The sequence below is a fragment of the Methylococcus sp. ANG genome, from assembly GCF_040730495.1.
In the GTDB taxonomy this organism is placed as follows: Bacteria; Pseudomonadota; Gammaproteobacteria; order Methylococcales; family Methylococcaceae; genus Methylococcus.
The window spans coordinates 1,578,025-1,600,905 of record NZ_CP160399.1; the positions used below are offsets into that span (position 1 = coordinate 1,578,025).

Genomic DNA, 22,881 nt, shown 5'->3' on the forward strand with positions numbered 1-22,881 from the left:
CTTGTGCCTACATCGAACTCCCCCGCCGCCGAAACCTTGAGCTTCCAGGATTTGATCCTGACCCTTCAACGCTATTGGGCCGAACAAGGCTGCGTGATCCTCCAGCCGCTGGATCTGGAGGTCGGCGCCGGAACCTTCCATCCCGCGACCTTCCTCCGCGCCATCGGCCCGGAACCGTGGAACACCGCCTACGTTCAGCCTTCTCGCCGCCCCACCGACGGCCGCTATGGCGACAACCCCAACCGGCTGCAGCATTACTATCAGTTCCAGGTGGTGCTGAAACCTTCGCCGCCCGACATCCAGGAGCTCTACCTCGGTTCGCTGCGCCTGCTGGGCTTCGACCTGCTCGAACACGACGTCCGCTTCGTCGAGGACAACTGGGAATCGCCCACGCTCGGCGCCTGGGGGCTGGGCTGGGAGGTCTGGCTGAACGGCATGGAAGTGACCCAGTTCACCTATTTCCAGCAGGTCGGCGGCCTCGACTGCCGGCCGGTCAGCGGCGAGATCACCTACGGCCTGGAGCGCATCGCCATGTACGTGCAGGGCGTGGAGAACGTCTACGACCTGGTCTGGACGCGGGGGCCGCAAGGCATCGTCCGCTACGGCGACGTGTTCCACCAAAACGAAGTCGAGATGTCCGCCTTCAATTTCGAGCACGCCAACACCGAATTCCTCTTTAGCGCCTTCGACACCTACGAGCGCGAGTGCCGCCAGCTCATCGCGCTGGGGCTGCCCCTCCCCGCCTACGAGATGGTGCTGAAGGCCTCGCACGCCTTCAACCTGCTCGACGCCCGCCGAGCCATCTCGGTCACCGAGCGCCAACGCTTCATCCTGCGGGTGCGCGAACTCGCCAAGGCCGTGGCCGAAGCCTATTACCAGCGCCGGGAAGCCTTGGGGTTTCCGATGCTCGACGCCAAGGAGGAGCACGCTCATGGCTGAGACCCGCGACCTGCTGTTCGAGCTGGGCACCGAGGAGCTGCCGCCGAAGTCGCTGCTCAAACTAAGTGAGTCGTTGCGCGACAACATGGACGCCGGGCTGGAAAAAGCCGGCCTGTCCTATGCTTCCATCGAAGCCTACGCCACGCCACGCCGCCTCGCCCTGCTGGTCCAAGGCCTCGCCGCCGCCCAACCTGACCAGACCGTCGAGCGGCGCGGCCCGGCGCTGAACGCCGCCTACGATGCCAATGGCGCACCGACCAAGGCCACCGAGGGCTTCGCCAAGAGCTGCGGCGTCACGACCGATCAGCTCATCACGCTGAAGACCGACAAGGGCGAATGGGTCGGCCTGATACAGGAGGTTCGCGGCAAACCCACCGAAGCGCTGATCCCTGACATCATCCGCCAAAGCCTGACCGCCCTGCCGATCGCCAAGCGCATGCGCTGGGGTGCAGGCTTGGCCGAATTCGTCCGCCCGGTGCACTGGGTGGTGGTGATATACGGCGATGGCGTGATCGAGTGCGAAATCCTCGGCGTCGCCGCCGGCCGGACCACCCGCGGCCACCGCTGCCATGCGCCCGATCCGATCGAGATCACGAACCCTGGCGAATACGCCGGCCTGCTGACTGCGCAGGGCCACGTGCTGCCGGACTTCGCCGAACGCCGCACCCGCATCGAACAACTCGCCGTGGAAGCCGCCGCGACGGTGAACGGCAAGCCGCTGATCGACCCGGACCTGTTGGACGAAATCACCGCCCTGGTCGAGTGGCCGGTGCCGGTGCTGGGCGGCTTCGAGGCGCGCTATCTGGCCCTTCCGCCGGAAGTCCTGATCACCACCATGCAGGACAACCAGAAATACTTCCCGGTGGTCGATGCGGACGGCAAGCTGCTGCCCCATTTCATCACCTTCAGCAACGTCGACAGCCGCCGGCCCGAAGTCGTGCGCGAAGGCAACGAACGCGTGGTCCGGCCGCGGCTGGCGGATGCCGAATTCTTCTGGAACCAGGACCGCAAGCGCACCCTGGAAGAGCGAGTGGAAGAACTGGGCCAGGTCACCTTCCAGAACAAGCTCGGCTCCGTACTCGACAAGACCCGGCGGGTCCGGCAACTGGCGGCGTTCATCGCCGAATCCCTGAACGTGGACCCCAGCTTCGCCGAACGCGCCGCCCTGCTGGCGAAGGCCGACCTCCTGACCCACATGGTCGGCGAGTTCACCGAACTGCAGGGCTTGATGGGCCGCTATTACGCCCTGGCCGAGGGCGAGCCCGAGGAAGTCGCGCTCGCCATCGAGGAACAGTACCTGCCTAAAGTTTCCGGGGGACCTCTGCCCGCTTCGCGCACCGGCGAGATCCTGGCGCTGGCGGAAAAGATCGACGCCCTGGCCGGCATCTTCAGCATCGGCCTGGTCCCCAGCGGCGACCGCGATCCTTACGCCCTGCGCCGTGCCGCGCTGGGCGTCATCCGCATCCTGATCGAGAAACGTCTCGACCTGGATATCGAAGTCCTGCTGGAAAAGGCCTTGAAACTGCTCCCCCACGGCTTCGATCCGGAAGCGACCGGCTCGGCGCTGCTGGACTTCCTCTACGAGCGCCTGCGCGGCTACTGCCTCGAGCAGGGCTACCGCCACGACGAGTTCGAGGCCGTCCTGGCGATACGGCCGACCAGTCTGGTGGATTTCCTGGGCCGGCTCGCCGCGGTACGCGAATTCCGCGGTCTCACCGCCGCCGAGAGCCTCGCGGCGGCCAACAAGCGCATCCGCAACATCCTGCGCAAGTCCGGCGAAACCGTCGCCGCCAATGCCGACGAGCAAATCCTGGTCGAACCCTCGGAGAAAGCGCTGCTGGCAGCGGCCCGGCAGGCCCATGCCGACATCCTGCCGCTGCTGCACGCCCGCGACTACACCACGGCGCTGTGCCGGCTGGCGCAGCTGCGCGACAGCGTCGACACCTTCTTCGACAAGGTGATGGTGATGACCGAGGACGAATCCCTGCGCCTCAACCGGCTCGGCCTGCTCGCCCTGGTCGAAGGGCTGTTCCTGAACATCGCCGACATCTCCGCGCTGCAACCGGCCCAGTGACATGCGCTATGTGATCCTGGACCGGGACGGCGTCATCAACGAAGACGCCGACGACTACATCAAGTCGCCGGAGGAATGGCGCCCGATTCCCGGCAGCCTCGACGCCATCGCCCTCTTGACCCGCCATGGCTTCCGGGTGGTGGTGCTGACCAATCAGTCCGGCATCGCCCGCCGATTGTTCAGCCCCGCCATGCTGGAAGCGATCCACGACAAGATGCGGACGGCGGTCCGGGAAGCCGGCGGCGAAATCTTCGACGTATTCCTGTGCCCGCACGGTCCCGAAGACATGTGCGCCTGCCGCAAACCCAGGCCCGGTCTGTTCCGCGCCTTCGCCGAAAAATACGGCGTGGAACTCGCCGGCGTGCCGGCCGTCGGCGACTCGCTGCGCGACATCGAAGCGGCGGCGGCGGCGGGCGCGACACCGATGCTGGTCGAAACCGGCAAGGGCACGCGCACGCTGGAGCGGAATCCCGAACTCGACGTCCCCACCTTCCCCGACCTGTATGCAGCCGCACAACACATCGTTTTCAGCCAAGCTTGAGATCATCCTGCGTTCGGCGGTGTTCTTCGCCGGCATGACCTTGTCCACCTTCGTGATCAGCCCGTGCATGATCGCCGCCCGTCCCTTCTCGTTCGGCGTGCGCTGGGCCCTGGCCAACCGCTGGGTCCGGTTCAATCTCTGGATGCTGAAGACCGTGTGCCGGCTGGACTTCCAGGTCCAGGGACGGGAAAACATACCGGTCCAGCCCGGCGTCATCCTCTGCAAGCACCAGTCGGCCTGGGAGACCATCGCCCTGCAGGTGATCTTCCCGCCCCTGGTCTTCATCCTCAAACAGGAGCTGCTGAGGCTGCCGATCTGGGGCTGGGCGATGGCGACGCTCGAGCCCATCGCCATCAACCGCGCGCACAAAACGGCGGCGCTCAAGCAGGTGCTGAACGACGGGGTGAAGCGGCTGAAGGAGGGGCTGTGGGTGGTCGTGTTCCCGGAAGGCACCCGCGTCGCCCCCGGCAAGAAGGGGCACTACGGCGCCAGCGGCGCCATGCTGGCCCACCGCGCCGGCTGCCCGGTGGTGCCGGTGGCGCACAACGCCGGCGAATACTGGAGCCGCCGCGCCTTCCTGAAGTACCCCGGCACCATCCAGGTACGCATCGGACCGCCGATCGACGCCGCCAAGTTCGACGCGGCGGAAATCACCGCCCGAGCCGAGCGCTGGATCGAAGCTCAGATGCAGGAGATCAGCCGGGCACACTGATACCGGCCTTTCAGCCGGCGACGAAACGGCGAATCCGCTCGACAGCCTCCCGCAGCACGGGAACGTCGGCCGTGTAGGCGAAACGCAGATAACGCTCCGGTGCCTGGGCGCCGAAGTCCTTGCCCGGCGTCACCGCAACGCCGGCCCGCTCCAGGAGGGACGAGGCGAACTCCGCGCTGTCCTCGGTAAACGGCGAGCAGTCGGCATAGATGTAGAATGCGCCGGACGGCTGAACGGGCACCCCGAACCCCAGCTTCACCAGCTCCCCCCAAAGGAAATCACGGCGCGCTTCGAAAGCCCGCCGGCGGCGTTCCAATTCGGCGAGGCACTCTTCCGAGAATGCCGCCAGCGCCGCGTACTGCGATATCGTGGGCGCCGAAATGAAGATGTTTTGGGCCACCCGCTCCACGGCAGCCGCGTAAGCCTCCGGCACGACGACCCAACCCAGGCGCCAGCCGGTCATGCCGAAATATTTCGAAAAGCTGTTGACGATGAACGCATGCTCGCCGAACTCCAGCGCGCTGGCCGAGCGTCCACCGTATTCCAGCCCGTGGTAAATCTCGTCCGAAATCAGGATGCCCTGCTCGGCTTCGAACCATTCCACCAGTTCCCGCAATACCGCGGCACGCATGACCGTACCGGTCGGGTTGGAGGGTGAGGCGCTGATCGCCACCGGTACGTCTCCACCGCGATGCGCCCGACACGAGGCGGCATTCAGGTGGAACTCCTGCTCCGGCCCCACCGGCACGGCGTGCGGATCCCCCGAATACAGCCGCACGAAATTGGAATAACAGGGATAGCCGGGATCGGCCAGCATGACCCGCCGGCCGGGTGACAAGGCAACGGCCAGCGCCAGGGAAAACGCGCCCGACGCGCCGGGGGTGAGGAATATCCGCTGCGGCGCGACCGCCACACCGTAGCGTTCGGCGTAGTATCCCGCAATGCGTTCCCGAAGTTCGGGCAATCCGGCGGCGGGGGTATAGCGTACCTGTCCGCCGGCCAGGAAGCGGACCGCCGCCGCGTTCACCGCCTCGGGCGTCGGGAAATCCGGCTCGCCGATCTCGAGGTGGACGATGGAACGCCCGGACGCCTCCAACTGCCTGGCGCGCGCCAGGATCTCCATGACGTGGAACGGCCGGATGGCGTCGGCAAGACAGCCGCCATGTCCCGCCCCCCTTGTTGCCTGACCAGCCTCATGCGGTCGCCGGTTCATCGAACCCCCCGTAAACCTGGACGGAAAAAATTCCATTTTACGGTTAAAATCCGGGCGTTGTAGATCTGCTCGTTTCGGCACGGAGCGGTCGGCCGACTTTTCACCCATCCACCAACCAGACGGCATAAGTTCGGACTCATGCGCGCGGGCAAATTTTATCTCTTCGTCACTTTCGTGGTTCTGCTCGTCATCGCCATAGAAGGTGAACTCGTCGTGGAAATCCTTTCGCATACTGCCGAGCTGCTTCTCGAAGCCCTGGAGATGCTGCTGGACACCGTGTTCGAAGCCGTGCTCGGCCTCACGCCGCGCGGCGCCCAGGTCCTGACGGCCTGGCTCGCGGTCGGCGCCCTCGTCTGGCTGGGAAGCGTGGCGGCCGGCAAGATCGCCCGAGGGTGGGAGGAGCGCATTCGGCGGATCGAGGATTACTGGTACGAAACGGTCGACCAAGCCAAAGCCTGGTATCTTCGCAATAGGCTGAAAATCATCCTGATCGGCTCGGTTATCGGCCTGCTGGCGCTCCTGCTCCTGTTCTGAGCCGGCAAACCCGATTTATTCCCACTCGAACCGCGGCAGCAGGGTGAACGCGTTGCGTATGCCTTCCGCCCATTGTTTCTGGATCGAAGCGTAGAGGGGGCTGGAATAATCCAAGTGGAGATAATGGCCAATGGCGAAGGAATCCCGCCGGTAGATGGCAACCTCCACCGGCGGACCGACCGAGATGTTGCTGCGCATGGTCGAATCGATGGAGACCAGGGCGCAGCGCGCCGCGTCTTCGAGCGTCGTGGCCGGGGCAATCATCCGGTCGAGAATCGGCTTGCCGTACTTGGTCTCGCCGACCTGCAGATAGGGATTGTCGGGCGAGGCCGTGATGTAGTTGCCCTGAGGATAGATGAGATAGATTTCCGGCGCCTGCCCCTGGATCTGGCCACCCAGGATGAAACTGGCCTCGCCGGAAATGCCGCAGCGTTGCATCGCGCTGGCGTGTTGCTCCTGAACCCGCACGCTGGTTCCGCCTATGTAGGACGCGGCGTCGTATAAATAGGCCGCCGTATTCAGATTGTAGAGCGCTCCCGGATTTTCCAGATCGCGTCGTATGAGATTGATCAGCGCCTGCGTCGTCGCCAGATTGCCGGCGGCCAGGATGACCATCATGCGGTCGCTGTGCAAGTCGAAGCGGTACATCTTGCTGTAGACGCTGGCGTAATCGACGCCGGCGTGGGTACGGGAATCGGAGGCGAATACCAGCCCTTCGTCGACCTTGATGGCAAGGCAGTAAGTCATCGGGTTTCCTTACGTGTGATCTGCGCGGTTGGGCCGCAGGACTCTAGCTCGAAACGGCCTTCGATCTCAAGCCGCAGCCGTCCCGCAAGAGCCGACCGGCTTCCGCGCCTGCACCGAATGGGCGCGTTGCGTTCCCGGCCTGCCCCAAACCAGCTCCAGAACCCACGCCGCCGAAAGTCCGGCTCCGGAAAACACGGAAAAGACGGCACGGTACTTCGGATGGCCCGGAAATCGCTAGCATCCTTTTGAAGGACACGAGCCTCCGGCATCGCGACGGACAATCCGCGTTCATAATACTTTCGCCTCCAAGGATCGAAGCACGATCATGAGCTTAGCCCTGCAAGACTACCCCAACCCGGAATGTTTCGATGAGTTGATCGACGATGACGGCGCCGCCCGGCCCCATGCCCGCGCGCTGTTCGACCATCTCGACAGTTTCTCCGAAACGGACATCCAGGAACGCAAGGCCGCAGCCGAGGCCGAAATCCTGAGCATGGGCATCACCTTCACGGTGTACTGCGAGAACGAAGGCTCCATCGACCGCGCCTGGCCGTTCGACATTATTCCCCGGCTCATCCGCGCCGCCGAATGGCGAACCGTCGAACGGGGACTGAAACAGCGCACCCGCGCGCTCAACCTGTTCATCGACGACGTCTACCATGGCCAGAACGTCGTGCGGGACGGCGTGTTCCCCCTCGAATTGCTGGCCGATTCCAGGAATTTCCGCCCCGAGTGCGTGGGCATCGACCCGCCGCTCGGCGTCTGGGCCCATATCTGCGGCACCGACCTGGTCAAGGACAGGGATGGTCGGTTCTATGTGCTGGAAGACAATCTGCGGGTGCCCTCCGGCGTCTCCTACATGCTGGAGAACCGCCTGGTGATGAAGCGGGTGCTGCCCGAGCTGTTCGAATCCTATGCCATTGCCCCGGTCGACGACTACCCGTCACAGCTCCGCCAGTGCCTGGCATCGCTGGCACCCGTCGCCAATCCGCAGATCGTGGTGCTGACGCCGGGCGTCTACAACTCGGCCTATTTCGAGCACGCCTATCTTGCCCAGCAGATGGGCGCCGAACTGGTGGAAGGACGCGACCTCGTGGTCGGCGACGACGACTGCGTCTATATGCGCACCATCGAAGGCCTGCACCGGGTCGACGTGGTGTATAGACGTATCGATGACCTGTTCCTGGACCCTGAAGCTTTCAACCCGGAATCGGTGCTCGGCGTGCCGGGCCTGATGCGGGCCTGGAAGCAAGGCAATGTCGCGCTGGCCAACGCACCGGGCGCGGGTGTGGCGGACGACAAGGTGGTCTACACCTATGTTCCCGACATCATCCGTTATTACCTGAACGAGGAGCCCATCCTGCCCAATGTGCCCTCGTACCGCTGCGTCGATCCGGAGGAATGCCGCTACGTGCTGGAGCACCTCGACCGTCTGGTGGTCAAGCCGGCCAACGAATCGGGCGGCTATGGCATGCTGATCGGCCCCAAGGCCAGCCCGGAGGAGCGCACGGAGTTCGCCGAACGCATCCGCCGCGATCCCCGCAACTACATGGCGCAGCCCATGCTCACCCTCTCCACCGCCCCTACCCTGGTCGACCATCGGGCCGAACCGCGCCATCTCGACCTGCGCCCCTTCATCCTGAGCGGCCGGGATACCTACGTGACCAACGGCGGGCTGACGCGGGTCGCCCTCAAGAAAGGCTCGACCGTGGTGAACTCCTCCCAGGGCGGCGGCAGCAAGGACACCTGGATCATCGACGGAAAAGGAGCCTGATATGGCGATGCTGTCACGAGTCGCGGAAAGCCTCTACTGGATGTCGCGCTATCTGGAGCGGGCGGAAAACACCGCCCGCATGATCAACGCCAACGCCAACATGATGCTGGATCTCCCGAAGGACATCCGGCCGAGCTGGAATTCGCTGCTTACCATCACCGACAGCGAAACCTTGTTCAAGGCGCTCTATCCGGTTCCGGCCGAAAGCCAGATCACCCGTTTCCTGATTTCGGACGCCCGCAACCCCGGCTCGATCATCAGCTCACTGCGCGCCGCCCGCGAGAATGCCCGCAGCATCCGGGACATCCTCCAGCGTGAAGGCTGGGAGCAGATCAACGAACTCTATCTCAAGGCCACGGCACGCGTACCGGATAGCGAATCGCCGAAATGCCGCTTCGCCTATCTCGACGACATCATCCTCAGCGTACAAGGTATCGCCGGGTTGATTGCCGGCACCATGAGCCACGACGAGGCCTATGAATTCGTCCGGCTCGGCTGCGACCTGGAGCGCACCGACATGACCACCCGTATTCTCGACGTCCGCTGGGGCGATCTCTCGCCCGATGCCAAGGAAAGCCTGAGGCCCTTTGAAAACCTGCTGTGGATGAGCGTGCTGAAGTCGATGACGGCCTACCACATGTACCGGCGCCACTGCCAGACCGCGGTCGGACGCGGCTCGGTGGTGAAGTTCCTCATGGAAGACACCCTGTTTCCCCGTTCCTGCCATTACTGCCTCCGCGACATGGAGGATGCACTCGACCATCTACCGCAAGGCGGCTGCGTCCGCGACAAACTTACCGAAGCCATCGGCCTGTTGCAGGATGAGGAATCCCGCCGGCACGCCGAGCTGCACCGTTTCATCGACGACCTGCAGATCAAGCTGGGCGAAATCCACGATGCCTTGTCCGGCTGCTACTTCGACGTAGACAAGCTGTCGTCGCAACAGGTCCAGCGCGCCTGTTGCGGCGCGTAGCGGACGCCGGCCACAAAAAAAGCCCGCGGACGAAACCGCGGGCTTTTTGTCCGGCATCCGGACCGCCTCTTCGGACGGCCCGAACGGTCTGGGTCAGCCGTTGATGAAATAGTGCGTCACGATGCTGGCGACATAGCCTGCAGCCACCGCGGGCGCCCACTTCAGATGGCTGAAGAAGGTGTACATGCCGCGGGAGGTACCCATCAGCGCCACACCGGCCGCCGATCCCACCGACAGCATGGAGCCGCCCACGCCCGCGGTCAGAGTGACCAGCATCCACTGGTAGATGTCCATCTCCGGGTTCATGTTCAGTACCGCGAACATCACCGGGATGTTGTCGACCACGGCCGACAGGATACCCACGATGATGTTGGCCGTGGTCGCGCCGAGACCGTCGTACATGGCGGCCGAAGCCAGCTCCAGATAGCCGATGTAGCCCAGGCCGCCGACCGCGAACACCACGCCGAAGAAAAACAGCAGCGTGTCCCATTCGGCGTCGCGGACGTTGGCGAACACGTCGAACCTGTCGCCATTGGTGCCGGGGAAGTACAGCTTGAGGCGGTAACCGTAGAACATCAGGATGGAGAGGCCCACCATCATGCCCAGGAACGGCGGCAGATGGAGGAACTGCTTGAAGCTGACGGCGATCGAGATCGTAAGCACGAACAGGCCGCAGATCAGCAGAGCGCCGGGCTTCATGGTGACGACCTCTTCCTCGGGAAAATCCGGCAGCTCGTTCGGGATCACGAAGTGCATGAAGGCGGCCGGGACGACGAAGTTCACCACCGAAGGAATGAACAGCTCGAAGAAGTCGAAAAACTCGGCCTTTCCGGCCTGCCACACCATCAGGGTCGTGATGTCGCCGAACGGACTGAAGGCGCCGCCCGCATTGGCCGCGATCACCAGGTTGATGAAGCCCAGGCTCACGAACTTGGGGCTCTTGGCGCCGACCGCCATCACCACCGCACCGACCAGCAGGGCCGAGGTCAGGTTGTCGGCCACGGAGGACAGGAAGAAGGTGATGACGCCGGTGATCCAGAACAGCTTGCGGTAACCGAATTTGCGGGTCACCAGCCAGGAACGCAGCGCCTCGAACACGTTGCGCTCGGCCATGGCGTTGATGTAGGTCATCGCGACCAGCAGGAACAGCATCAACTCCGCGTATTCCTTGAGATCGTGCTCGAACGCCCGGTGCACCTCTTCGGCGGCGACGCCGGCGGTGCTGGCCATGTAAGCGACCTGCGCCCAGATGATGCCGGCGGCGAGGATGACCGGCTTGGACTTCCGAAGATGAGTGAATTCTTCGGTCATCACGAAAGCATAGGCCACGATGAAGATCAGAACACAGTATAATCCGCGGTGGGCCGCGGTCAGATCAAGATTCCGGGTTTCCTCCGCCAGGGCAAGTTCGGGCAGCCCGAGGAAGAGCGACAGTAATGCGAATGCGCGTAACAAGGCCAGGTCCTCTCGAATTGTTATGAATTGAATAAAAACGTGGCCGCTACATGAGCGGCCCGCCTGTTCCCAAATCTGACCCGCGATTATATAAGAAGAACCTCCGGACTGACGAATCCACCGGGCCCCGGCGCCATGCGCACCGGCGGCGCGCACGCTGTCCCAGCCCCACCACCACGCACCGGCTGCAGGCGTCGACGCCGACATGCCATGGTGTTATCGTCGATTTCATAGTAAAAAACTCAGGATATCGCCGAAGCGAACACCCGACAGCGAAAACGCCATGTATCAATACGACCAATATGACCAGCGGCTGGTCGACGAACGGGTTGCCCAGTTCCGCAACCAGACCCGCAGATTCCTCCAGGGCGAGCTGACCGAAGACCAGTTCCGGCCCCTGCGCCTGATGAACGGGCTGTACCTCCAGCGCCACGCCCCGATGCTGCGCGTCGCCATCCCTTACGGCCTGCTCTCCTCCCGGCAACTGCGCAAGCTGGCCGAGATCGCCCGCCGCTACGACAAATCCGTCGCCCATTTCACGACCCGCCAGAACATCCAGTTCAACTGGCCGCGCCTGGAAGACGTGCCGGACATCCTGGCGGAACTGGCGACGGTCCAGATGCACGCCATCCAGACCAGCGGCGCCTGCATCCGCAACGTCACCTCCGACCCGCTGGCCGGCGTCTGCCCCGACGAGATCGAGGACCCGCGCCCGTACTGCGAAATCATCCGGCAGTGGTCGACCCTGCATCCGGAGTTCAGCTACCTCCCGCGCAAGTTCAAGATCGCCGTCAGCGGGGCGGCGAAAGACCGCGCCGCGACCCAGGTGCACGACATCGGCCTGCAGATGGTCAGGAACGAGGCAGGCGAAACCGGCTTCGAGGTCCTGGTCGGAGGCGGCCTCGGACGCACGCCGATCATCGGCCAGACCGTCCGCCCCTTCCTCGCCAAGTCGGACCTCCTCTCCTACCTGGAAGCCATCCTGCGCGTGTACAACCGTTTCGGCAGGCGCGACAACAAATACAAGGCGCGCATCAAGATTCTGCTCAAGGAAACCGGCATCGAGGATTTCACCCGGCAGGTCGAAGCCGAGTGGGCACAAATCCGCGGGCAATTGGTTCTGGACACGGCCGAGGTCGAGCGGGTCAAACGGCATTTCGCCGCGCCGGATTACCGGCCGGCAAGTGCCGGAACACTGGACACTCAAGCCGCCGCCGATCCCCGCTTCGCCGCCTGGCTGAGGAACAACACCGCGCCGCACAAGGTCGCCGGCTACCGCTCGGTGTTCCTTTCACTGAAAGCCCGCGCCGTGCCGCCGGGCGATGTCACCGACGCCCAGTTGGACGCCGTGGCCGACCTCGCCGACCGCTACAGCTTCGGCGAGGTCCGCGCCACCCACACCCAGAACCTGGTGTTCGCGGACGTGAATCAGGACGACCTGCACGAACTCTGGCAGCGCCTCGACGCCATTGGGCTGGCCACGCCCAACATCGGCAAGGCCACCGACATGATCTGCTGCCCCGGCCTGGATTACTGCTCGCTCGCCAACGCCAGTTCGATCCCGGTGGCGGAAGACATCTATTCGCGCATCGACGACATCGACTATCTGCATGACCTCGGCGACCTGCGCATCAACATCTCCGGCTGCATGAACGGCTGCGCCCATCAGAGCGTCGGCCACATCGGCATCCTGGGCGTCGACAAGAAAGGCGAAGAGTGGTACCAGCTCACCCTCGGCGGCAGTTCCAGCAACGACGCCTCCCTCGGCGAGCGCCTCGGCCCCGCCATCGACAAGGCCAACGTGGCCCAAGCCGTGGAAACCATCCTGCAAGCCTACATCGAACTCCGCCAGGACGGGGAATCCTTCCTCGACACCGTGCGGCGTCTCGGCATCAACCCGTTTCAGGAGCGCGTCTATGCCCATCATTAAGGACGGATCCATCGTCACCGATACCTGGCACCACCTGGCCGACGACGAGCCGGTGAGTGCGGCCCCCTGCACCGTCTCGCTCGCACGCTGGAACCGGGAGAAAAACGAACTGGCTGCCCATGGCGGCGCCTTGGGGCTGCGGGTCGGGGGAGACGACCGCGTGGAAGATTTCGCCGGGCAACTCGACCAGTTCCCGCTGGTCGTGGTGGAGTTCCCCAGCATGGTCGACGGCCGTGGCTTTTCCATCGCCAGGCTGCTAAGGGAGCGCTACGGCTACCGGGGCGAACTCAGGGCGCGCGGGGCCATCATGCCGGACCAGGTGTTCTATCTCCGGCGCGTGGGATTCAACGCCTTTGAATTCACACACGATGCGAACCTGGAAACCGCACTGCCCCTGCTCAGCGAATTCAGCGTGACTTACCAGGCCGCGATAGATGAACCGCTGCCGATTTATCGGCGTTGCGCCAGATGAATTGGAAACTCCGGCCGCGTCGCCACTCAGGGCGGCGCGCCGGAACCGGGACGAAATTCAAGACACCGTTCCAGCGGGGTCCTGCGTCCCGGTCACCCGATCCATGAGTACGCGGGCTTCGGCCTTCTGGCGGTCGCTCCCCGCGGCGAGGATATCCTCGAGCAGCTCGCGTGCCGAATCGGCATCGCCCATGTCGACGTATGCCTTGCTCAGGTCGAGCTTGGTCTCGAGCGGATCCATGTCGGTGATGTCTGCGTACGGATCCGTATCTTCCCGTATCAGGCCTGGTGTACCGAAACCGGGCTCGCCGGCGGTTCCCGCGTGCCGCGCGGCTGGGACCGCTTCGATCTCGATGGTGATCGGCGATTCCGACACGAGGCCCGACCTCTCCTCGACCCGAGGTTTCCCGGCACTGTCGCCAAGGCCTTCGAGTTCCGCCAGCAGCGACTCGAGAGACTCCCCCGACTGAACCGCCGTACCGGCATACGGTTCCGGTTCGTAAGCGATGAGATTGCCGGCGTCATGGACGACCTCGGGCTCGTCCTTCGCCTTCCCGCCCGGTGCCGCCGTATCCAGTCCGCTGAGCTCGAACTCGAGGGGCGCTACCTCCTCGGCTGCAACTTCCGCCATCTCGGGGCGTGCGGTGCCGCCGAGGGAGTCCGCCTCGCGAGAATCCGGGAGGGCCTCCTCAGCGGACGGAGGCGGCAGCGGTAGCTCTGGAGCCGGCTCACCGACAACCTGCTGGAGCGGGGGCGGCGCGGCAGATGCCGCCTCCGGAAGAGTGTCCGGAGCATCCGCCTGGGCGGGAGATTTCAGCCGCAACTTCAGACTCATGCGGGAAACCTCTCCCCACAGCTCCGGCCGCGTCTCACGCCAGCCCGACACATCTTCCGCCAGTTCCTCGAACGCCTGGTATTTCCCGCCCAGGTACAGGATCTCGAGCAGTTTCAGGTGAAAGTCCTCGCGTTCGGGATGTGCCGCGACGGCTGCCCGCATCAGTTGCTCGGCCTGGGCATGTTTTCCGTTGGCCAGAAAGGCATCGGTCTCGGCGATCGGGTCGACCGGCTCCCCGGAATCCACGGCTTTGGCCGCGTTGCGGTACGACTCCAGGCTGCGGACACCCGCGGAAGGAACGGTCCGCCCCCCGGCCGGTTCCTTTTTGCCGGCCATCAGCATATCGAGACTCGAAGGCAGCCCCAGGCCAAAGGTGAACAGCCGCCGCTTCCGGTTCGCCCACCAGGCCAGCGCCGCCGCGAGCGTGATGGCGCCGAAACCGACTCCCCAAAGCCAGGCGCCGTTCGCAGGCTCTTCCTCCGGCTGCGCGGTTGCCTCTGCCGGAGGCTGAATCGCCACGGTCACCACCGGCGCGCCGGCAGCGGTTTCCGCGACAGGAGACGGCTCCGGCGACGGCATGGCGCTTGCGGCGGGAGAAGCCGCGGCCGGTAAAACGCCGGCGGCCGTTCCGGCAGCCGGGGCTACGGGCTGCATCGCCGCGATCTGCTGCTCCCTCAGTTCGAGGAGTTTCTGAAGGGTCGAAAGCTGCTGTTCGAGCGCGCCCAATCGGACGCGAATTTCTTCATTTTCCTGGCGAAGGCTTTCGGCGACCTCCAGGGCGAGGTCTTCCTTGCCGCCGGTTCTGCCGGCCTGCCCCTTGCTGCCGGGAGCGAGAAGTTTGAGCCGGGAGCCTCGGGCCGCTGCCTCCCCCCCTTCCGGCAGCGGGACGGGAGCGGAAGCCGCCGGGGGACGCTCGGACGCCACCCCGGCCGCCTCCTCCGGACTTCCCCGGCGCGCCGCCGCCCGCAGCTCCCGCCACTCCCTGGCGGCTTCGGCCGGCTGCCGTTCCGCCAGCACCCCGCGCGGAGGGATGTTCAACGTGACTCCGCGCCTGAGGGCGTTGACGTTGCCCCCGATGAATGCATCCGGATTGGCGCGGTAGATGCCGACCTTGACTTGTTCCGGCGTGAGGTCGCCGTCGGCGTTGACGGCCCTGGCAATGGAAGACAGCGTGTCGCGGCGCCTTATGGGGCCATATTCCGAGACGTCCTCGGCAGGCTTCGGACGGCGCGCATCGGGGGAGGGCGGACTGTCCGCGAAATAAGGCGAACGCGGCGCGGGGGCGCGCCGGTATTGGGAAGAGGGCTCCGCCTGGCCGGCAGGACTCAGGCCGGGAAGGACCTGGGCCGGCGGATCGACCAGCACGGTGAATTCCTTGACGACCCGCCCATCCGGCCAATTCACTTCCATGAGAAAACTCAGGAACGGATCGCGGACGGGTTCGCGGGAACTGATCCGGATCACGCAGTTCCCGTCCGCGCGCCGCTCCGGCTGAAACCGCAGGCTCGACAGGAACTGCTGACGCTCGATGCCGGCCTGGGCAAAAACCTCCGGCGGAGCCAGCATTACCTTGATGTCGTCGAGTTTCTCGTCCGAAACGACGAGGGGCACCTCCGCCTTGAGCGTCTGGTTGAGGGCGGACTGCAGCCTGAGCTCCCCGACCCCCAGGGCGTGGGAGCCGGGCGACATGAAGATGCCGATGAGCGCCAGGGTCCGACGCGCGAATCTGATCCTTTCCGCTCTGTACACCGCGAGTCTTCAGCCGGAAATAAAAAATACGGAGTCAAAGATAGTTGCCGATCAGCGCCTCCGCAATCTGCACGCTGTTGAGCGCCGCGCCCTTGCGGATGTTGTCGGCGACGACCCACAGGTTCAGGCCACGCGGATGCGAAATGTCCTCGCGGATGCGGCCGACGTAGACCGGGTCATGCCCGGCCGCCTCGGTGACGGCGGTAGGGTAGCCGCCGGGCTGATGCTCGTCGATCACCACCACGCCCGGCGCCTTCTGCAACAGCGCCCGCGCCCGCTCCGCCGTGATCTTGTCGCGGGTCTCTATGTGCACCGCCTCCGAATGACCGTAGAACACCGGCACCCGCACGGTGGTCGGATTCACCAGGATGGCGTCGTCGCCCATGATCTTGCGGGTTTCCCAAACCATCTTCATCTCTTCCTTGGTGTAGCCGTTGTCCATGAAGACATCGATCTGCGGCAGCACGTTGAAGGCGATCTGCTTGGGGTAAACCGAAGCCTCGCAGGAGCGGCCGTTGAGCAGCTGCGCGGTCTGACCGGCCAGTTCCTCGATGGCTTTCTTGCCGGTGCCGGACACCGCTTGGTAAGTGCAGACGTTGATGCGCTCGATGCCGACCGCATCGTAGATCGGCTTCAGCGCCACCAGCATCTGGATGGTGGAACAGTTCGGGTTGGCGATGATACCGCGGTTCCGGTAATCGGCGATTTTCTCCGGATTGACCTCCGGCACCACCAGCGGGATGTCGTCCTCGTAGCGGAAGCGGGAGGTGTTGTCGATCACCACGCAGCCGGCCGCGGCGGCCTTGGGGGCATGGATGTCCGACACCGAGGCGCCGGGCGAAAACAGCCCGATTTCGACCCCGGACCAGTCGAATTCCTCGACGTCCAGCACCTTGAGCTGGCTGCCCTTGAACTCCACGCGCTTGCCGGCGGAACGGCTGCTGGCCAGGGCGTACACCTCGCCCACCGGGAAATTACGCTGCTCCAGGATGGACAGCATGGTTTCGCCGACGGCCCCGGTGGCCCCCAGCACGGCGACATTGAAGGTCTTGCTCATGGCTCTAACTCGATGCAGTAGAAACTCGCGTAGCGAATCCGGCTCACCCTCTCCCTTTGGGAGAGGGATGGGGTGAGGGAAAACATTCAGGCGGCGCGCAACGCAGCGACGATCGCATCGCCCATCGCGGCGGTGCCGACCTTGGCGGTGCCTGCCGAGGCGATGTCGGCGGTGCGGCAGCCCTGGTCCAGCGCCGTCCGCACCGCCTTCTCTATCCGTTCCGCAGAAGCCGCGTCGTCGAAGCTGTAGCGCAGCATCATGGCCAGCGACAGGATGGTGGCGATCGGATTGGCGATGCCGCGGCCGGCGATGTCCGGCGCGGAGCCGTGGATGGGCTCGTACATGCCCTTGCCGTCCTTGTCCAGAGAGGCCGAGGGCAGCATGCCGATCGAGCCGGTCAGCATGGCGGCGCAGTCGGACAGGATGTCGCCGAACATGTTGTCGGTCAGCATCACGTCGAACTGCTTAGGTGCGCGCACCAGTTGCATGGATGCGTTGTCGACGTACATGTGGCTCAAGGCGACGTCCGGATACTCCTTGCCGACCTCGGTCACCACCTCGCGCCACAGCTCGGTGCACTCCAGCACGTTGGCCTTGTCGATGCTGCACAGGCGCTGGTTGCGTTTCTGGGCGATCCGGAATGCGCTGTGGGCGATGCGGCGGATCTCCGATTCGCTGTACACCAGGGTGTTGTAGCCTTCGCGCTCGCCCTGCTCGTTGATGCGGCGGCCGCGCGGCTTGCCGAAATAGATGCCGCCGGTCAGCTCGCGCACGATCATGATGTCGAGGCCGGAGACCACCTCGGGCTTGAGGGTCGAGGCCGAGACCAGCTGCGGATAGAGCACCGCCGGGCGCAGATTGGAAAACAGTTCCAGTTCGGAACGCAGACCCAAGAGGCCCCGCTCCGGCCGCAGCGAATAGTCCAGCGGCTCCCACTTGGGTCCGCCGACCGCGCCGAGCAGGATCGAATCGGCAGCCCGGCACAGGTCCAGGGTTTCCTTGGGGAACGGCGTGCCGTGCGCATCGTAGGCCGCGCCGCCGATCAGCGCGTGCTCGGTTTCGACCGCCAGGCCGAAATCGGTGCGCAGGCAGTCCAAGACCTTCAAGGCCTCGGTGACGATTTCCGGTCCGATGCCGTCACCGGGTAAAACAGCGATTTTGATAGTCATTGCAGCGTATTCCCAATAACGCGATGTCAGGGTACGGCGAACAGCCACGGCGCGGACTCGCGCCGGGCGGCTTCGTAGGCGCGGATGGCCTCGGCATGCTGCAGGGTCAGGCCGATGTCGTCCAGGCCGTTGAGCAAGCGATGCTTGCGGGAGGCGTCCACGTCGAAATGGAAGGTTTCGCCGAACGGCGTCGCCACGGTCTGCGCCTCCAGGTCGACGGTCAGCTCGAAACCGGGACCGGCTTCCGCGAACAAGCGGTCCACCTTGGTCTCGTCGAGCACGATGGGCAGGATGCCGTTCTTGAAGCAGTTGTTGTAGAAGATGTCGGCGAAACTCGGCGCGATGATGGCGCGAAAGCCGTAATCCTCCAGCGCCCAGGGCGCGTGCTCGCGCGAGGAGCCACAGCCGAAGTTCTTGCGGGCCAGCAATATCCTGGCGCCGACATAGCACGGCAGATTGAGCACGAATTCCGGGTTGAGCGGGCGGTTGCTGCAATCCATGTCCGGCTCGCCACGGTCCAGGTAGCGCCATTCGTCGAACAGATAGGGGCCGAACCCGCTGCGGCGGATGGATTTCAGAAACTGCTTGGGAATGATGGCGTCGGTGTCGACGTTCGCGCGATCCAGCGGCACGACCTTCGAGGTGATCTTCTTGAAAGGCTTCATGCACGCCCTCCTTCGGTAATGTCGACGAAATGCCCGTGAATGGCCGCCGCGGCCGCCATGGCCGGACTCACCAGATGGGTGCGCCCGCCGTAGCCCTGGCGTCCCTCGAAATTCCGGTTGGAGGTCGAGGCGCAGCGCTCGCCGGGTTCCAGCCGGTCGGCGTTCATCGCCAGGCACATGGAACAGCCTGGATCGCGCCACTCGAAACCGGCATCGATGAAAACCTTGTCCAGCCCCTCCTGCTCCGCCTGCCGCTTGACCAGGCCGGAGCCGGGCACCACCAGCGCCTGCTTGACGGTGACCTTATGGCCACGGGCGACTTCCGCCGCCGCGCGCAGGTCCTCGATCCGCGCATTGGTGCAGGAGCCGATGAACACCCGGTCGACCCGGATCGCCTCGATCGGCGTGCCCGGTTGGAGATCCATGTACTGCAGCGCCCGCTCCATGCTTTCGCGCCGCACCGGATCCGTTTCCGCCGCCGGGTCGGGCACCTTGGCATCCACCGGCACGACCTGCTCCGGCGAGGTTCCCCAGGTCACCTGCGGCTTGATGCTGGCGGCATCGATCTCGACGGTCTTGTCGAACACGGCATCGGGATCGCTGTGGAGGTCCTTCCAAGCCTCGACCGCGCGCTCCCACAGCGCGCCCGCCGGAGCGAACGGCCGGCCCTCGAGGTAGTCGAACGTCACCTCGTCCACCGCCACCAGGCCGGCGCGTGCGCCCGCCTCGATCGCCATGTTGCAGACCGTCATCCGGCCTTCCATCGACAAGCCGCGGATGGCCTCGCCGGCGAATTCGATGGTATAGCCGGTGCCGCCGGCGGTTCCGATACGCCCGATGACCGCCAGCACCAGGTCTTTCGCCGTCACGCCCGGCGCCAGCTTGCCGTCGACGCGCACAAGCATGTTCTTCGCCTTGCGCTGCACCAGGCATTGTGTGGCCAGCACGTGCTCGACCTCGGAAGTGCCGATCCCGAAGGCGAGCGCCCCGAAAGCGCCGTGAGTCGACGTATGCGAGTCGCCGCAAACGATGGTCATGCCCGGCAGGGTCGCGCCCTGCTCGGGACCGATCACGTGCACGATGCCCTGGCGCACGTCGTCCATCGCGAATTCGATGATGCCGAAATCGGCGCAGTTCTTGTCCAGGGTTTCCACCTGCAGACGCGATACCGGATCGGCGATGCCCCGGTCGCGATCGGCGGTCGGCACGTTGTGGTCGGCCACCGCAAGGTTGGCATCCACCCGCCAGGGTTCGCGCCCCGCCATCCGCAGCCCCTCGAAAGCCTGGGGCGAGGTCACCTCGTGAATCAGATGGCGGTCGATATAGATCAGGCACGATCCGTCCGCATCGGCATGCACGACGTGATCGTCCCACAGTTTGTCGTAAAGGGTTTTTCCGCTCATGGCTTCAAGATGGAAAGATGGATCCGGCGGCCCCTCAGGCCAAGACGGCCAGCACCGCGTCGCGGATGGCCTCGACGCTGCCTACGCCCGGCACCGTGTGGAATGCAGCCCCGCCCTGCCCCGCTTTGTCCCGGTAGTAATCGACCAGCGGCTTGGTCTGGGCATGGTAGACCTCCAGGCGCTTGCGGACGGTCTCCTCCTTGTCGTCCTCGCGCTGGATCAGCGGCTCGCCGGTCTCGTCGTCCTTGCCTTCCACCTTCGGCGGATTGAACACCACATGATAGGTACGGCCGGAAGCCGGATGCACCCGCCGGCCACTCATGCGCTTGACGATCTCCTCGTCGTCCACCGCGATCTCCACCACATGGTCGAGCGCCACGCCCATCTCGGCCAAGCCGTCGGCCTGGGCGATCGTGCGGGGGAAGCCATCCAGGAGGAACCCGTTCGCGCAATCCGGCGCGGCGATGCGCTCCTTGATCAGGCCGAGGATGATCGAATCCGACACCAGTTGCCCGGCATCCATGATCTTCTTCGCCTCCATCCCGAGCGGCGTGCCCTCGCGCACCGCGGCACGCAGCATGTCGCCGGTGGAAATCTGAGGGATGCCGAAACGCTCCGTGATGTACTTGGCTTGCGTACCCTTACCGGACCCAGGGCTTCCCAGCAGCATGATGCGCATGAATGACTCCGACGCTTTGGTGTAAGAAACCTGGCATCATGCCATAGATGCGGCCGCGGCGCCTACCGCCCGCCGTGATGTCCGGCAAAAACGGTACCCAGCCACCAGCCCAAACGAACGAAACCGGCAGGCTGTCGAACCGCCCCGACGCGACTCTGTCCGCTCCGCAACATTTGGGAAATACTCCCGATACAACGCCGTGATTAACTTGCCTCCGTGGGTCGAAAAGCATTCCCTGGCCCACGTCGACAGTTGACCACGGAGCCGGTGACCCGGCGGCCAGCCGCCCTAAGCTGGCCGCTCCCTGCATCGAGCGTACCACTGCGGCGACTCCCGCCGCCGCCTTTCTAGCCGGCGTTTTGCAAAGCAAACTCCCAATTGAGCAGCTTGTCGAGAACCGCATTCACATAATCGGCGCGGCGGTTCTGATAGTCCAGATAATAGGCGTGCTCCCACACGTCGATTGCCAGCAAAGGCTTTGTTCCGGACGCCAATGGAGTATCGGCATTGGCCGTCTTGATAATCTCTAGCTTGTCGCCATTGAGAACGAGCCAAGCCCAACCACTTCCGAACTGTGAAACCGCCGCATTCGCAATTTCCTTCTTGCAAACATCGACGCTCCCGAATGAAGCTTCGATTTTCCGCTTAAGTGCCGCCGGCGGCTCGCCGCCGCCTTTAGCCCGCAGGCTTTTCCAATAGAACGTATGGTTCCAGACCTGAGCGGCGTTATTGAAAACCAGAACCTTGTCCGCCTTCCCCGCAGTATCGGCAATAATTTTCTCCAAGGGAGCATCGGCATACTCCGTTCCCGCAACAAGCTTGTTCAGATTATCCACATAACCCTTGTGATGTTTCCCATAGTGGAACCCCACCGTCTTGGCTGAAATCACCGGCGCCAAAGCATTCTCGGCGTAAGGCAACGGCGGCAAGGAATGGGGAGACGCAGCCTTCGAAGCCCTGGGAAATCCGCCTATTGCCAACCAGGCAACAGCTCCCGCGGATGCAATAAGAAAGCCGCGACGGCTGTGTACAATCGATGAATCGCGCACATGACTCTCTCTCATATCTGCACCTATGGGTTTGGTGGAAGAATAGAACCATCCTTGTCACCGCAAGCCTATTCAGGCTTTCTTGACAAACTCCGATTTCAGGCCCATCGCGCCAATACCGTCGATCTTGCAATCGATGTCGTGGTCGCCGTCGACCAGACGAATGTTCTTGACTTTGGTGCCCACTTTAACCACCGATGATGAGCCTTTGATTTTCAAATCCTTGATCACCGTCACACTGTCCCCGTCTTTCAGAACGTTGCCGTAAGCGTCTTTCACCACTTTGCCGGCTTCCGCGCTCTCGGGAGCCGCGGCCGTTGCCCATTCGTACCCGCATTCTGGACAGACGAACATTTCGCCGTCCTCATAGGTGAATTCAGAATTGCATTGCGGGCACGGCGGGAAATTGCTCATACGATACCTTTGACGTTGGCAAAAAAGTGGGCGGAATCTACACGACCGCCAAGGGCGAAGTCAAAGGCACTGGACGGAATGCGACCTCACCCGAGGTGATCGGCCTCTCGCCACAGGCTGCCTGAAACGGGCGCATCGGGGAGACTCCAGTCCTTCCGGCTCGGCGGGCCGTAGCGGTGCTCGGCCAGGTGTCGGGTAAGCAGGCGATTACATAAAACTGACATTCCGCACACATTCAGGATACAACTGCATGTTGAACTATTCACCGTGGATCAGCCGCCACGCCCAGGTGCTGGTGACTATTCATGGTTCATCATCTCCCATTCTCCGGCGGCCGGCATCGTGTCCCCTCAATGCCGGTCGCCACCTTTTTGCGGGCACCGCGGCTGCATTCAGCGCAGTCTTCGCTCCGATTCGAAATCGTCTTTCGGACCAAAAAGGCCCGGCGATCTTCACGACTCCGGGCGACTCGTCAGTGAGATGAGCCACATCGGTCTT

The 22,881-nt window shown here is 64.0% G+C and carries 20 protein-coding genes; 9 read left to right on the top strand and 11 right to left on the bottom strand.

Going from position 1 to position 22,881, the window contains the following annotated elements; all coding sequences use genetic code 11:
• Window positions 1-3: 3 nt before the first annotated feature.
• The 4 genes from glyQ to ABZN20_RS07495 are packed head-to-tail and all read left to right on the top strand — an operon-like array spanning window position 4 to window position 4,266.
• The gene (gene glyQ, locus ABZN20_RS07480) at window positions 4-939 is read left to right on the top strand and encodes a glycine--tRNA ligase subunit alpha (RefSeq protein WP_255556525.1); all 936 of its coding nucleotides are present in this window, start codon (window positions 4-6) and stop codon (window positions 937-939) included.
• Window positions 932-3,013 carry a glycine--tRNA ligase subunit beta gene (gene glyS, locus ABZN20_RS07485; RefSeq protein ID WP_367027244.1) on the top strand — a complete coding sequence of 694 codons (2,082 nt, stop codon included), beginning with the start codon at window positions 932-934 and terminating at the stop codon, window positions 3,011-3,013. Before glyQ ends, glyS begins: the two co-directional genes overlap by 8 nt.
• Before the next feature lies 1 nt (window position 3,014).
• Window positions 3,015-3,554, top strand: coding sequence for a D-glycero-beta-D-manno-heptose 1,7-bisphosphate 7-phosphatase (gene gmhB / locus ABZN20_RS07490; protein ID WP_218807309.1), 540 nt, complete (start codon window positions 3,015-3,017; stop codon window positions 3,552-3,554).
• Window positions 3,517-4,266, top strand: coding sequence for a lysophospholipid acyltransferase family protein (locus ABZN20_RS07495; protein ID WP_218807310.1), 750 nt, complete (start codon window positions 3,517-3,519; stop codon window positions 4,264-4,266). Before gmhB ends, ABZN20_RS07495 begins: the two co-directional genes overlap by 38 nt.
• A 10-nt stretch (window positions 4,267-4,276) precedes the next feature.
• Here ABZN20_RS07495 and ABZN20_RS07500 read toward each other — a convergent pair whose 3' ends face one another.
• Window positions 4,277-5,479, bottom strand: a complete 1,203-nt coding sequence (locus tag ABZN20_RS07500; protein ID WP_367027245.1) for an aminotransferase class I/II-fold pyridoxal phosphate-dependent enzyme — start codon at window positions 5,477-5,479, stop codon at window positions 4,277-4,279.
• Window positions 5,480-5,617: 138 nt separating this feature from the next.
• Here ABZN20_RS07500 and ABZN20_RS07505 point away from each other — a divergent pair, with 138 nt between their 5' ends.
• Window positions 5,618-6,013: a hypothetical protein gene (locus tag ABZN20_RS07505; protein ID WP_367027246.1), complete on the top strand. Its 396-nt coding sequence runs from the start codon at window positions 5,618-5,620 to the stop codon at window positions 6,011-6,013.
• Between the two features lie 15 nt (window positions 6,014-6,028).
• Here ABZN20_RS07505 and ABZN20_RS07510 read toward each other — a convergent pair whose 3' ends face one another.
• Window positions 6,029-6,760 carry a proteasome-type protease gene (locus tag ABZN20_RS07510; RefSeq protein WP_218807313.1) on the bottom strand — a complete coding sequence of 244 codons (732 nt, stop codon included), beginning with the start codon at window positions 6,758-6,760 and terminating at the stop codon, window positions 6,029-6,031.
• 325 nt (window positions 6,761-7,085) lie between these two features.
• On the opposite strand from ABZN20_RS07510, the gene ABZN20_RS07515 reads away from it, so the two are divergent.
• A complete protein-coding gene (locus ABZN20_RS07515; RefSeq protein WP_367027247.1) occupies window positions 7,086-8,534 on the top strand; it encodes a circularly permuted type 2 ATP-grasp protein in 1,449 nt (482 codons plus the stop codon).
• Window position 8,535: 1 nt separating this feature from the next.
• Entirely contained in the window at window positions 8,536-9,507 is a 972-nt protein-coding gene (locus ABZN20_RS07520) for an alpha-E domain-containing protein (protein WP_218807315.1), read from the top strand.
• A 93-nt stretch (window positions 9,508-9,600) separates the two neighbouring features.
• Here the strand turns inward: ABZN20_RS07520 and nhaD are convergent, their stop codons facing one another.
• Window positions 9,601-10,962, bottom strand: coding sequence for a sodium:proton antiporter NhaD (gene nhaD / locus ABZN20_RS07525; protein WP_218807316.1), 1,362 nt, complete (start codon window positions 10,960-10,962; stop codon window positions 9,601-9,603).
• A gap of 283 nt (window positions 10,963-11,245) precedes the next feature.
• On the opposite strand from nhaD, the gene ABZN20_RS07530 reads away from it, so the two are divergent.
• Window positions 11,246-12,892, top strand: a complete 1,647-nt coding sequence (locus ABZN20_RS07530; protein WP_367027248.1) for a nitrite/sulfite reductase — start codon at window positions 11,246-11,248, stop codon at window positions 12,890-12,892.
• Window positions 12,879-13,364, top strand: a complete 486-nt coding sequence (locus ABZN20_RS07535) for a DUF934 domain-containing protein (RefSeq protein ID WP_367027249.1) — start codon at window positions 12,879-12,881, stop codon at window positions 13,362-13,364. The genes ABZN20_RS07530 and ABZN20_RS07535 overlap by 14 nt, the downstream gene beginning before the upstream one ends.
• Window positions 13,365-13,421: 57 nt before the next feature.
• Here the strand turns inward: ABZN20_RS07535 and ABZN20_RS07540 are convergent, their stop codons facing one another.
• The 8 genes from ABZN20_RS07540 to ABZN20_RS07575 form a co-directional block, all read right to left on the bottom strand.
• On the bottom strand, window positions 13,422-15,947 hold the full coding sequence (locus tag ABZN20_RS07540; protein ID WP_367027250.1) for a FimV/HubP family polar landmark protein: 2,526 nt from the start codon (window positions 15,945-15,947) through the stop codon (window positions 13,422-13,424).
• A gap of 34 nt (window positions 15,948-15,981) precedes the next feature.
• On the bottom strand, window positions 15,982-17,004 hold the full coding sequence (locus tag ABZN20_RS07545) for an aspartate-semialdehyde dehydrogenase (RefSeq protein WP_218807319.1): 1,023 nt from the start codon (window positions 17,002-17,004) through the stop codon (window positions 15,982-15,984).
• A gap of 86 nt (window positions 17,005-17,090) precedes the next feature.
• Window positions 17,091-18,173, bottom strand: coding sequence for a 3-isopropylmalate dehydrogenase (gene leuB / locus ABZN20_RS07550; RefSeq protein WP_367027251.1), 1,083 nt, complete (start codon window positions 18,171-18,173; stop codon window positions 17,091-17,093).
• A 26-nt stretch (window positions 18,174-18,199) separates the two neighbouring features.
• Complete coding sequence (gene leuD, locus ABZN20_RS07555; RefSeq protein ID WP_218807321.1) at window positions 18,200-18,838, bottom strand: 3-isopropylmalate dehydratase small subunit; 639 nt, start codon at window positions 18,836-18,838, stop codon at window positions 18,200-18,202.
• Complete coding sequence (gene leuC, locus ABZN20_RS07560) at window positions 18,835-20,241, bottom strand: 3-isopropylmalate dehydratase large subunit (protein ID WP_218807322.1); 1,407 nt, start codon at window positions 20,239-20,241, stop codon at window positions 18,835-18,837. The genes leuD and leuC overlap by 4 nt, the downstream gene beginning before the upstream one ends.
• A gap of 34 nt (window positions 20,242-20,275) precedes the next feature.
• Window positions 20,276-20,920, bottom strand: coding sequence for an adenylate kinase (adk, locus tag ABZN20_RS07565; protein ID WP_218807323.1), 645 nt, complete (start codon window positions 20,918-20,920; stop codon window positions 20,276-20,278).
• A 347-nt stretch (window positions 20,921-21,267) separates the two neighbouring features.
• The gene (locus ABZN20_RS07570) at window positions 21,268-21,849 is read right to left on the bottom strand and encodes a superoxide dismutase (RefSeq protein ID WP_367027548.1); all 582 of its coding nucleotides are present in this window, start codon (window positions 21,847-21,849) and stop codon (window positions 21,268-21,270) included.
• Window positions 21,850-22,041: 192 nt separating this feature from the next.
• Window positions 22,042-22,383 carry a zinc ribbon domain-containing protein YjdM gene (locus ABZN20_RS07575; RefSeq protein WP_367027252.1) on the bottom strand — a complete coding sequence of 114 codons (342 nt, stop codon included), beginning with the start codon at window positions 22,381-22,383 and terminating at the stop codon, window positions 22,042-22,044.
• Between the last annotated feature and the right edge of the window lie 498 nt (window positions 22,384-22,881).